Annotated in this window: 1 protein-coding gene (running past one end of the window); it reads left to right on the top strand. The window is 66.1% G+C overall.

What is annotated here, in order from left to right; genetic code table 11:
* On the top strand, nucleotides 1-13979 hold the final stretch of the coding sequence (locus tag J2X50_RS03035) for an LEPR-XLL domain-containing protein (protein WP_429091324.1). 14569 nt of this gene lie to the left of the window's left edge; 13979 of the gene's 28548 nt are visible here — the last part of the coding sequence; its start codon lies beyond the left edge, outside the window; it ends in the stop codon at nucleotides 13977-13979.

The following is a 13979-nucleotide window of genomic DNA, read 5'->3' as shown; positions in this document are numbered from 1 at the left end:
GCGGCGTCACCGTCTCGGTGGCCAACGCGACGATTCTGCTCAGCCCCGACAACAACATCTTCGTGGGCCGCGGCGCCACGATCGAGGCGCTGCGCGACGTCAACATGCTGGCCGGCATGGATGCCAACTTCAACCATGACGACTACAAGCTCGGTGTCTATGCCGATACCTTCGCCGGCAGCGTGATCCCGATCGACAAGGTCACGGCCGACGTCTTCCTGTTCCAGTCGAACAACATCACCATCGCCTCCCAGGCGCTGGTGCGTTCGGGCGGCAACGTGCGCCTGTTCGCCGACCGCTTCGGCCTGGCGCAGATGACTGCGCAGGGCAAGGCGACCAACTGGGCGTCGTCGCTGATGGGGGCCATTGACAGCGCGCTCGGCGGCAAGGCGCACGAGCAGTTCGACGGCACCGCCAGCACGGAAGCGCATGCGGTGGTGACCGTCGACGGGACGGTGCAGACCGGCATCAACCGCACCGTCAATGTCGTCATCGACAGGATCGCGGGCGACGCGGCAAACCCGGTGATCGAATATCGCGGCGGCGAGGCCGACGGGTCGGGCGCGGAAAACGTGACGCTCGGCATCGGCCAGCGGCCGTTGCAGGCGAACTACTTCGACGAGATCGTCAACGCCCGCGCCAAGATGGCCGAATATCGAAGCAACGCGGACCTCGTGGCGTTCTACGAGAGCGAGATCAGACGGCTGGAGCGGGAGCTTCTGTTCCTCGGCCTGGGCGAATGGAAGGACGACCCGAACGGGCTCAAGGATGAGAACGGCAACCCGAAGCAGGTGCTGGTGCCGGTCCAGAAGCAGGTGCTGACCATCACGGTGGCGCCGATCTATGCGGCCGCCGGCTATATCGACATCCGCGCCGACGTGCTCACCGGCAACGGCAAGCTCGACGCGCCGGGCGACGTCAAGGTCATCATCGAGAACAAGACCAAGGCGTTCCTGAACATCGCCGGCGTCTTCATTCCCGAAAACAACGGCGGCGTCTTCCTCAACGGATTCCAGAACAAGATCTCCGACTACGCGGTTGCCGACGGTCCGAACAAGAAGGTGATCGAGTTCAACCTCGCCAATGTCGCGGGGGACAACGAGGCCAATCGCGGCAACGACCCGTGGTTCGTGTATTCGCCCTCGGGGACGAATCTGCAGATCACCAAGACCGAAGGCACCGAAGTCGACGCCAAGGTCACCATCACCAACAGCTGGGTGCGCGGCAACGATCCGAGCCCCTGGCCGGGCATCATCGTTTCCGGCGACATCAATGCCATCACCGCCGACGTCAAGATCGACAATTCGGTCGGTTCCGGCGACATCACCATCAACGGCAACATCCGCAGCGCGTCGCTCGACGTGATCACCTTCGGCATGGTGGTGATCGACCTGCCGGCTGGCAGCGTGCTGAACACCGGCGGCGACCCCTATGCCGCGTGGAAGCAGATCACCAACCCGGACGGGATGGGGCCGGCGAGCCCCACCGACATCGCCAACGAACTGGCCAGGACGCCCCAAAAGGGCATCTACGCCAGCCGCATCTCGATCAATGCCGAGTACATCAACCTCAACGGGCTGATCCAGAGCGGCTACGAGGACTATATCCTCGACATCGACGCGGACACCCAGGCCGAGATCGAGCAGATCAAGAAGGACATCGCCTCGGGCAAGCTGCAGCCTGGCCTGATCGCGCTCAAGACAGTGACCTTCAATGAATTCAAGGCGTTCTGGGATTCGGTCAATGGTCGCGTGTTCCTGCAGGAGTTCCGCACGCCGGGCGGATCGATCACGATCACCGGCAAGCTGATGAACACCGGCAAGGGCGCGATCAAGGCGCTCGGCGGCTACGTCAACGTCACGGTCAACAATTCGACCGACTATGACGTGGTCATCCAGCGCATCGACGTCACCCAGCGCGGCGCCGGCACGATCATCCTCAACGACAAGGCCAAGCCCTATCTCAGCAACGGCCAGGCGGTCGAGGGCAGCTACACCCAGACCTGGTACCAGACCAACGCCGACGGCAGCGTCGACGTGCGTGTCACCCCGTTCGTGCCGCAGACGGTTGCGCCGACGCCGGGGGTGCCGACCAGCGGTTCGGCGCAACCCAACAAGAAGATGGTTTCGGCGCTCGGAAGCGGTGTGCTGGGCGCAGCCGTCAACAGCGATGGCGCCTTCGACTACAAGGCGGACTACCAGATCAAGCAGGGCTGGCGTTACGGCTGGTCGGTGGCGAGCGTCCAGAGGGATCGCGTCACCGACACCTACGGCACCTCTTCGTGGATCGGCATCGATGCCCTGGCCAGGGATCCGGACGCGCTGCGCAGCAGCGTGCGCGAGGTGCTGGAACAGCCGACGCTGGTGCCCGGCAGCGACTACTTCTTCGAAAGCAACATCAGCGATCCGTACAAGTACGACAGTGCGACCTATGTCCTGAATTCGACAGGGCCGGTGCCCGGCAACAAATGGACGACCAGCACCTGGTACGGCAAGAAGACCTACTGGCAGGAATACGTCACCGAAACGAGCACGCGCACCGTCGCCACCAATTCGATCGAGGCCGACCGGCCGGTCGCCATCGAGTTCCTCGGCTATGAGGAAGCGACCGTGAAGATCAACTCGACCGGCGCCGGCAAGGTGCTGATCGAAGGCGGCATCCTCAACGACACCGGCCTGACCCAGATCGTGTCGCAGACGGTCATCGAGGCTACCAACGAGAACTCGGTTGTGCAGGGCGTGCGCATCGACCTCGATGCGGACCAGGGCATCGGCACCGGCGTCTTCGCCATGCAGATCGACCTCGTCGACCAGTATCCCGTCGGCTTCAAGGGCGTGAACCAGCCGACCACCGCCTATGCCTATCTCAAGGCCTATTCGTCCGGCGGCGATATCCGCATCAACGAGAAGTCGGGCGACATGTCGATCTACTCGGTGGAGGCGGCGAAGGGCGACGTGTTCCTTTCCGCGCATGCCGGCATCGTCGTCGCGGACCGTGCCGACGGCAGCTACTGGGCCGGCGTGGTCAAGGGCAACAACATCACGCTGGTCGCCGACCATTATGTCGGCGCGGCCGGCACGCTGCCGTCGGGCGCGCTCGGCGGCATCGGCAACAGCACTGCCCGCACGCTTCAGCTCGATTCCGGCCTGAGCACCGAGGGTCGAGTCAACATCAAGGCACAAGGCAATGTTTTCGTTTCGGAAATCGCCGGCGACATGCGCGTCGAGCGGATCGAGACGGCCAACAATGTCTACATCAAGGTGGCTGCCGGATCGCTGATCGACGCCGACTATGTGACGGTCAAGGACCAGCGCGCCTATGACGAGCTGAAGAATGGCGTGTGGAGTGACCTGCAGCTCACCACCAGCACCGGCGTCCAGGACAAGATCAACGCCCTGCTGTCGGGCTACGAGTCCGGCGTGCGCCAGGAGTACGACACCTATTGGCGCCTGCGCAGCCAGTTCGACGGATCGACGGTGAAGCTCACGGCCAGCGAACGGGCGGCCTTGGAGGCGCAGTACGGCGCCGGCGCCGAGGCGGCGATCGCGACGCTGGAGGCGACCCGCACCGCGCAATATCTCGTGCTCAAGGACAAGTACGACAGCTACGGCGACGTCTGGCGGACCGACATCGACACCGCCTACGCGCTCTATTGGACCTATCGCCGGACGCAGGCGAATCCGGCCGCCTACGATCCCGCGCATGCGATTCCGGTGACGGCGACCGAAAGTGCGGTGATCGCCGAACGGCTGCGCGTCGCCGGCATCGATGCGCTGCAGGTCGAGGCGAGGACGCTGTACACCACTGAGGGCACGGCAAGCCTGCGCACCGAGGGCGAGGCGTCCGCGGGCGCGGCCGGGCTGACCGGAGACGAGCTCGAAGCCTATCTCTCCAACTATGTGGCCATGCGGCTCGAGGAGTATGTCTCCTCGCGCATCGGCGACTACGTGCTCGACAATTTGCAGGACTATATCGACGCAAGGCAGGGTGCTGAGGAGGCGGCCCTGTCGGCGGCCAAGACCGCCGACTACCGCGATCTCGACAAGATGTTCGGGCGCCTGGACGAAACCGCCGAGGACACGGTTCGCATCAATGGCCAGAAGTTCCTGTTCGCCGTCGGCAGCAAGGCGAGCGACCTGTCCTCGACCATCAAGGTCTGGACCGAGGACGAGCTCCTGCGCGCCTTCGGCGCCGGCCTCACCAAGTCCGTCAGCGATACGGAAGTGGTGGAGGAGCAGCCCAACGTCATCGGCAAGAATGTCACGATCGAGACCGCAAAGTCGGTCGGCAACGTGCAGGGCGAAACGGTCATCGACCTCGGCGACGGAAGCCAGCAGAAGGCTCTGACCGACGATGAGCGCGTGGCGCTGGCGGCGGCCGAACGCCAGGACGTCATCTTCATCAAGGGCTACGAGACGGGCCGCAGCAACGCTGCCACCTTCCTCTCGGGGGCCGGCGTGACCTTCGCCAACGAAGACGGACGCGGCACGCTGACCCTTGCGGGCGGCACTTGGCTGTCCGGCATGTTCAAGGCGGGCGACCTCATCTATGTCGAAGGCTCGTCGCAGAACGGCCCGGCTACCGGGAACACCTATTTCAAGATCGACAAGATCGTCGGCGACAAGATCATCCTGGTCGAAGGCCAGACGGTCACTGCTGAAATCGCGACGGGGCTCAAGGTCGGTGTGGCGCAGTTCGCCAGTGCCTTCATCGACCAGGCCAAGGTCAGCTTCGGCAATACCGGCAGCAACGGCACGATCAAGCTCGCGACCGGCGCCTGGCCGGCGGGCATGTTCAAGCCCGGCGACCTCATCTATGTCGGCGGCAAGACCAGGAACGAGACCCAGGACAACGCCTATTTCACCGTCAAGTCGGTCAGCGGCGACACCATCACGCTCGCGGACGGAGAGACGCTGACCGTCGAATTCGGCAGCACCGTCAACATCGGCGTGGTGCTCGACGACCCGATGGATACGCAGGCGCGCCTCACCAAGGTGCTGATCAACCGCCGCGAGGATGTCGACGTCACCGTCTCCGACGTGTTGACGGTCCGGTCGGGCGAAGCCGTCTATCTCGGCTCCAGGGAAAGCATCAAGCTCGGCAGCATCGTGGCCGGCGCGGAGGTGGCGACGGGCGACACGATCCGCATCAAGGTCGACGGCAACATCACCAACGGGCTCGGCGCCGGCGGCGGCGTCAATCTCGACGGCCGCGACATCCTGCTCGAAGCCGGCCAGGGCCGCATCGGCGACGCCGGCAATGCGGTTACGGTGACGATGCGCGGCGAGGGCGGTCTGACCGCGCGTGCCCGCGACGACGTGCGCATCACCGCACCGACCTCGAACCTGCGCCTGGAATCCGTCTATTCGCGCAGTGGCGATGCCATCCTGACGGCGACGGAGGGCTCGATCCTCGACGCCATCGACGGCTCGACCTCGACCAAGGTAGAGGCGCGACGCATCCTGCTGACGGCGGGCGGCACGATCGGCACCGCCGGCAACGCGCTGGAAATCGATGTCACCGGCGAGGTCAACAACGATGCCGGAGCCGAGCGCGTCGACGACGGCACGATCATGGCCACGGCGGCCGGCTCGATCTTCCTGACCGAGACCCGCGGCGACATGAACGTGCGCGGCATCACCTCGACCGGAGGCGACGTCGAACTCGCGGCTGCGGCTGGCCGCATCCTGGATGCCGAGCTTCCGACGGGCTTCCAGCCCGACGGCACGCCCATCCGTACCCGGGCCGACGTCACCGGGCGCAGCGTCACGCTGCGCGCCCTGCTCGACGTCGGCGCGTTCGGCGACGAGTTGGAGATCAACAGTTCGGTCGGCGCGAACGGCACGGTGAACGCCTATACCGAGATGGGCAGCGTCTATCTCGTCGAGGCCGCCGGCGACATGATCCTCGGCGAGGTCAAGACCGGCCTGTTCAATGCCGCCGCCTTCGAGGACGCGGTGGCGTTCCTCACCGTACTCAACGGCAGCATGCTCAACGGCCGCACCGACGGGCAGGCCAACGTCGTCTCCCGCCGGGCCTATCTGTTCGCCAGCCGCGACATCGGCCAGAGCAGCAAGAGCGTGATGACCCAGGTCCGCAATCTCGAATCCTGGTCGCGCGACAACACCACCTGGATCCATAACCTCGGCGCGCTCATCGTCGGCGGGGTGCGCAGCGACATTTCCGGCGTCAGCGCCGGCGGCAGCGCCTTCATCAGGGCGTCGAGCCCGATCACGATCACGGAGGACAGCACGGTCGAGAAAGACGAACTCGTGTTCGTGGCGACCGACAAGGCCGGTGGCGACGACGACATCGTCGTCGAGGCCGGCGTGAAGCTGGTGGCGACCGTGGGTGAGGTGCGCCTGCTCGCGGGCGACGACGTGCTGGTCGATGTCACGGCGACCATCGAAGCCAAGACCAGGATCGTCATCGCCGGCGACTATCAGGATCCCGGCCTCAGCGATCCGGATGCCGGCACGGGCTCGTCGATACGGCTCTACGGCTCCTTCCAGGCCCCGACGATCGAGGTGACGGGCGGCGCCGACGGCGACGACATCCTGCTCGACGTCGCGGCCCTGCGCGGCAACAGCTTCGTGCGCGGCGGCGCGGGCGAGGACAGGATCGTCGTCGACGGGCTGCCGACGATGGACACCTATCAGGGCGTCACCGTCTCCGGTGCCTTCGCCAAGGATGCCAACGGCCGCGACCTGCGCGACGAACTCACTATCGACGGGCAGGGCGGCACGGACGCCGTGATCGTCAACATCGACGGCGCCTCCGATTATGTGATGAACGTCTACGACAGCGGCGCCTCCGACGACGGCGTCGACACGCTGACCATCGAAGGCACGGCGGCGGCCGACAGCTTCCTGTTCCGCAGGAACTTCATCGCCAACATGCGGCCGCTGGCCGGCGGCGGCTATGCGCCGGCGCTTGAGCGCATCAACTACAACGCCAGCATCAACGGCCGCGTCGTCGTCAACGGCAATGCCGGCAACGACAGTTTCTACTTCGACGACAATGCCGCAATCCTGACCGTCGATGGCGGGCTCGGCGACGACTTCTTCCAGGTCGGCCAGGTGTTCGGCAGCTCCCGCAACGAGAAGATCGGCCCCGACGGCAGTCTCGATCCGAACGGCAACTACGCCATCACCCCGGTCGAAGACCGTTTCTCGACGATCAAGACCACGCTCGGCTACCTGTCGAAGGGCATCACGCTGCCGGCCGTGCTCTACGGTGGCGACGGCAACGACAAGTTCAGCGTCTATTCGAACTACGCCGATCTCAGGCTGGAGGGCGAGGACGGCAACGACGAATTCGTCATTCGCGCCTTCGCGCTGGCCGACGGCGTCAACGTCAGGCTCAACGGCGGCGCCGGCGACGACATCATCCAGTACAACGTCAACGCGCCGGTCAGCATCGACGGTGGCGCCGGCTTCGACAAGGTCGTGGTGCTCGGCACCGAACTGAACGACGTGTTCGTCATCACCAAGGACGGCGTCTACGGCGCGGGGCTCACCGTGCGCGTCGCCAATGCCGAGGCGATCGACGTCGACGGTCTCGAGGGCGACGACACCTTCTACGTGCTGTCGACGGCGAGCGACATCGTCACCACCCTCATCGGCGGCCGCGGCAGCGACACCTTCAACGTCGCCGGCGACGTCACCAAGACGGTCGTGTCGGACGACGGCAACGGCGGCAGCGGCACGGTCAGCCACACGGTCAAGAGCGACGACCCGCGCTACAACGGCCTGTTCGTCCGCGGGCTCGACTTCAAGGCCAAGGGCGACAGCAGCGCCGCGGTGGACACCGCAGACGGGCTCAAGGTCCGCGAGGGCGACGAGAGTTCGATCGACAGCTACAAGCTGACCCTGCCGGCGGCGCCGCTCGCCGGAACCATCGCCTATGTCACCGTCTCGGCGGCGCAGGCGTCCGCGGCGCTGCGCGACAAGAACGGCAAGACCGTGCTGGTGTCGCTCGATGGCGTCAATTTCTCGGAATCGCTGACGGTTGCGTTCGACAGCGGCAATTGGAGCAGCGGCGTCACGATCTATGTGAAGGCCGAGGACGATGGCGCCCGCGAGGGGCAGGCGGTCGTGGCGATCAGCCACTCGGTCATCCATGTCGACGGCAGCGGAAATGCGCTGACGCCTCCGGCTGAGGGCCAGTTCGACGGCTACCAGATACCGAACGTGCTGGTGACGGTCATCGACGACGACAAGCCGGACGTGCTGATCACCGAATCGAGCGGCTCGACGGGCGTGCGCGAGGGCGATGCAGCCGGCGACAACTACACAGTGGAACTCACCAAGCCGCCGGCAGCGGGCGAGATCGTCACCGTCAAGCTGACCGCGGGCAGCCAGCTCAGCCTCTCGGTCACCGAGATCAAGTTCGCCCTGGCGGCCGACCCGGCCAACGGAATCTTCGCCTGGAACGAGGCGCAGACGGTCACCGTTACCTCGGTCAACGACGGCGTTGCCGAAAACAGGCTGGTCCAGCTCATCCAGCACTCGGTGGAATCGAGCGCCCAGGACGGCGTCTATGCGGGCGCCGAGAGCCAGGAAGTGCGCGTCGACGTGGCCGATGCCGATACGGCGGGCGTCGAGATCATCGAGACCGACGGCAGCACCAGCGTGTCGCAGGCCGGCGAGACCGACAGCTACCAGATCGTGCTGACGGCGGCGCCGACCGCGCCGGTCAAGGTATACATAAACATCGACGGCCAGGCTAAGGTCGACATGACCGCCCCCGGCAACCTGGTGCAGCAGGACGCCAACGGTTATTTCGTCGCGTTCGATGCCGGAAACTGGAATGTCCCGGTCACCGTCAACCTGGTGTTCGACGGCACCGTCCAGGCTCCGCCGAACGGCATCCGTGCCTTCTCGCAGCAGCCGCACGATCTCAGCCGCATCAACGGTCCGCTGAACATCGTCGGCGGCGTCGGCGCCACCGACCGCTCGCTGACGGTGGCGGTGGCGCTGCCGACGGAAGCCAACCACCCGGTTGCAGTCGATTCCGGCGAGAACGGTGAAGGCGACGTCGACCAACTCGTGGTGTTCAGCGACACGGCGCAGGCGCCGCTCTCGGGCGTGCTCACGCAGAACACGATCACCGGCCTCGGCATGCCCTCCGAGCCGCTGATGGTCGACTACAATGACGGCAAACCGCCCGTGCCGGTGGCGCGCGGCATCACCTACAATGGCGTCGGCGTCGTCGAAGTGCTGCTCGGCACCGCCAACGACAGCTTCGTCATCGAAAGCACCGCGAAAGACACGCTGACGGTGGTCCATGGCGGCGGCGGCGCCGACACGCTGAGCGTGGTCGACAGCACCGGCCCCGTGGTCCTGTTCGGCGACACTTCGGCCGACGGCAAGCGCTACGGCGCTACGCCGGAGGCGCCCAACGGCACGGCCTACAGGTTCGTCAACTATGGCGCCGACACGATCGACGCCTCGGGCGCCAAGGGGGTGGTGGTCATCGACGGCGGCGCCGGCAACGACACGCTCACCGGCGGCCAGGGCACCAGTTTCATCGCCGGCGGCACCGGCGACGACCGGATCACCGGCGGCACCGGCAGGAACTGGATCATCGGCGACGCGGCCTTCAACGTCGGCTACCTGACGCGAACCGTCATCATCGACGACGACGGTCTCGACGCGCAGGGCCAGCCCGAGACGGCAGGCGCCGACGTGATCACAAGTGGCGACAGCGACGACGTGATCATCGGCGACTATGGCATCATCGCCCAGGTGCCGACGATCGCCGGTTCGACGCTGCAAGTCCTGCCCGGCACGCTCGACATGATGAACGACCGTACCGTGATCCTGGTCAGCACCAGCAATCCGGCGCTGGGTGGCAACGACCAGATTGATGCCGGCTCCGGCAAGAATATCATCTTCGGCGGCACCGGCGACGACACGCTGACCGCAGGCGACGGCGACAGCGTCATCCTCGGCGACAACGGCATGGCGCTGTTCGACGAGGCAGGCCTGCGCGTGCGCGTCGAAACCATGGATACCGCCTATGGCGGCGCGGACATGATCACGGTCGCGGCGGGCGACCACGTGGTGATGGGCGGCTCGGGCGGCGACAAGATCGCGGCCGGCGGCGGCGACCACGTCATCCTCGGCGACAACGGCAAGGCGATCTATGTCGCCGGCGGCCTCGCTTCGGTTCGCAGCGGCTGGGACCAGTATGACGGTGCCGACGAGATCGAGGCCGGCAACGGCAGCAGCGTCGTCTTCGGCGGCGGAGCCGGCGACAACATCAAGATCGGCACCGGCAGCAGCGTCGTCTTCGGCGACAGCGGCTATGCCGAGTTCCAGGGCACGCTGCCGACGCTCGCCTATTCGATCGACACCGACAAGGGCGGCGCCGATACGATCGAGACCGGCGACGGCGACCAGATCGTGGTCGGCGGCGCGTTCGGCGACACGATCACCACGGGCGGCGGCTCGGACATCGTCTTCGGCGACAATGCCCGCCTCGAATTCGCGATCAAGGTGGTCAACAACGTGAATGTGGCCGACCTGCAGCGCGGCCTGACCATCGATCCGCTGCTTGGCGGCGCCGACACCATCAGGGCTGGCGGCGCGAACGACATCGTCATCGGCGGTACGGGCGGCGACACGATCTATGGCGGCGCCGGCAATGATCGCCTGTTCGGCGACCATGCGATGTTCAGCCTCGACAATGCCGAAAGTCAGCGCGTCATCTCGGTCTATGTCGGCGCCGGCGACGGCGGCGGCAACGACACCATCTACGGCGACGACGGCAACGACATCGTCGTCGGCCAGCAGGGCGACGACACGCTCTATGGCGGTGCCGGCGACGACGACATCACCGGCGGCAGCAACGTCGTCGGCGCCGCCGACGGCAACGACACCATCGACGGCGGTGCCGGCGAAGACGTGCTGATCGGCGACAACGGCATCATCGCCCGCGGCGTGGTTGGCGGCACGAGCTGGAAGAACACGGTCTGGCGGCTCAACCCGGCCATCCCCGGCAAGGCGCCGTCGCTTCTGCGCGAGGTCGTCCTGTTCGACCTCGCAGACGGTGTCGCCGGCAACGACACCATCCGCGGTGGTGCCGACGACGACCGCATCTTCGGCCAGCGTGGCAACGATACGCTCTATGGCGACGACGGCATCGACGAGATCGTCGGCGGCCTCGGCGCCGATACGATCGATGGCGGCGCCGGCAACGACATCGTGCTCGGCGATGCGGGCCAGATCCTGCGGGCGTTCAACCCCGACGGTTCGGCCGTGCTCAACAGCGACGGCAGCTGGCATCGCAACGTCGTGCTCGAGGAGGTGGCGACCATCACCGGCATGGTGGCGCTGAGCTCCAACAAGACGATCTCGCGCAACGGCCTGTCGATGCAGCTCTTGTCGCCCGATGTCCTGCTGCTCGGCGGCATCGGCACCAACGTGCCGTCGGCGCCCACCCCCTGGAACACCCAGGCGATCGGCCTCGACCTCGAGGCGGCCTATGACGACGTCATCACCGGCGGCGACGGCAACGACGTGATCTTCGGCCAGCGCGGCAACGACACGCTGAACGGCGGCGGCGGCGACGATACCATCTTTGGCGACCGTGCCTCCAACACCAGCGGCTTCAACACCGACCTGCCCAAGATCGTCAACGCGTTCCGCGTCGTCGGCGCGGCGCAGGGCATCAACGTCACGCTGCCGTTCGGCGGCGAGCTGGTCGTGCCGGCAGCCAACCTCTTGCCGGCCGAGCTTACGAATGCCATGCCGCAGATCGAGCTCTACCCGACAGCGGAAGGCTTCCTCGGCGAGTTCGCCGGCAAGAACACCATCACCATGGCGGGCAATCAGAGCTTCAAGGCGTTTGCCTCGCTGATCGGCGACGTCACCCGCATCAGCGATCTTGCCTATGGCAACGACACCATCGACGGCGGCACGGGCAGGGACACCATCTTCGGCGATGACGGCCGCGTGACGGCGATTGCCGAAACCTCGCTGACGGTGATCGACAAGGAGATCGCGGGCCTGTCGGTATCCTTGCGCGACCTTTTGACCGACTTCTCGTCGCTGGGCTTTGCCCAGAACGCCCTCGACGCCACGCCGGGCGCTGCGGCGATCGACGTGGTGATCGGAAAGGACACCATCAACGGCGGCGACGACGACGACACCATCTTCGGCGACAGCGGCATCGTGGTCGTGCCGGCGAGCCAGCTGGTGCTCGAGGCCGCCGATGCCAAGGCGGCCGCGCTCAAGCTCTACAACTGGCTGATGGACTTCCAGACGGTCGTGGCCGACACCTCCTATGTCGCGCACGCCGCCGGCGAAAAGGTGGTGCTGGACTTCGGTGCCAGGACCAATCCGGGCGGGGCGGTCTTCGTGCCAGGCCAGACGGCGCTGCGCCAGGCCACCCATCGCCTCGTCATCGGCAAGGACACGATCTCGGGCGGTGCCGGATCCGACCTCGTGGTCGGCGATCACGGCGTCGTCAACGTGCCTTTGGTCACCTCGGCAACGGCCGCCAGGCCTGCCAGCCTTACGACCACGAAGCTTGCCGCGATCAATGCAGCGCTGGCGGCCCAGGACCAGAGCCGCACGGCGGCGCTCGTTGCCCATATCGGCCGCGACCACGCGATCGACGCCACGGTCAACAAGGCCGGCGACTGGCTGTTCGGCAACGGCCTGGGCTACGGTCTCGATGTCGGCAACGACACCATCTATGGCAACGACGGCGGCGACGTGCTGATCGGCGACGTGGCGCTCATAGAGCAGCCGATGATGGGCATCGGCCACACCGGGACCACCCAGGCGGTCATCGCAAGCGGCCTGCAGAACGCCTTCTTCCGAACGCTGGACAGGCTCTATCTCGGCAACTTGAGCGGCGGTACGGCGAGGGCGGAGGCCTGGGGCGTGCAATCCAAGCTCACCTCGGGCAAGACCAAGGACTGGTCGATCAACGGCTCGGTCAACGGCTGGTTGCTCGATGCGGCTGACAAGCGCCAGTCCAGGCGTCCCGGATTCGATTTCATCGTGCTCAACAGCGATCTGATCGACGGCGGCGCCGGCAACGACGTCGTGTTCGGCGACATGGCGGCCATCCTGCCGATCGTCGAGAAGACCGGCCAGCCGGGCATGATCGAGAAGATGCGGGTGCTGCCGGTCGGCGAGACCGGCGCGACGCTGACGGCGACGCTGCGCTATATCTACAACTTCGGCCTCTACGGCTACCTGCACGGGACGCCGCTGACCGACGTCACCCGCGTGTCGCTGTATCGGGTCGATGCCGATACCATCGTCGGCGGCGACGGCAACGACGTGCTCTACGGCCTGCTCGGCGACGACAATATTGCCGCTGGAGCCGGCGACGACCAGCTTTCGGGCGGCGCGGGCTACGATACGGTCAATGGCGGTGCCGGCACCAACATTCTCGGCTTCGATCGGCGCCGCGACAAGGCCGTGGCCGGCGGGGGAAGGGACATCGTGCGCCAGACGCTCGACGCCTCGTCGAGCAGCCTGGTGCTCGGACGGTCCTGGATCAGCCCGCTGACCGCCGGCATCGGCGCCCATGTTGCCAACGCAGTCGGCACGCTCAATCCCGCCGGCATGAATGTCGTCCGGGTGGGTGGCGCGGCGGCGCCAGGTGCCGGAATGTCGACCACGTCGCGCAATGTCGGCTTCGTCACTGAGGCCCAGGTCTGGGATTCGCAGGTCGATCGCAGCTTCGCGGCGAGCGTCGGAAGCGAGATTCTGGCTCACCAGGACACCCCGAACCTATCGGTTCCTGCGGAGCTTTCGCCGCTCCAGGCGCTGGCCTTCTCGCCGCTGTCGCCGAACGACATCATCGCCGGCATCCGCAGCGGCAGTATCGTGGTCAGGGTCGGCGAGGAGGAAGAAGTCGCGCCCTATCTCGACCTCGACGTGCTGCTGTTCGACGAGAACACCGACAGCTTCGTCGCCGGCCGTGGCAGCGACGACGACATCGCCTTCTATTGA

The organism is Aminobacter sp. BE322 (assembly GCF_050433525.1).
In the GTDB taxonomy this organism is placed as follows: domain Bacteria; phylum Pseudomonadota; class Alphaproteobacteria; order Rhizobiales; family Rhizobiaceae; genus Aminobacter.
Note: the sequence above shows the minus strand (reverse complement) of the source record. Positions and strands in the feature narration are given on the sequence as shown.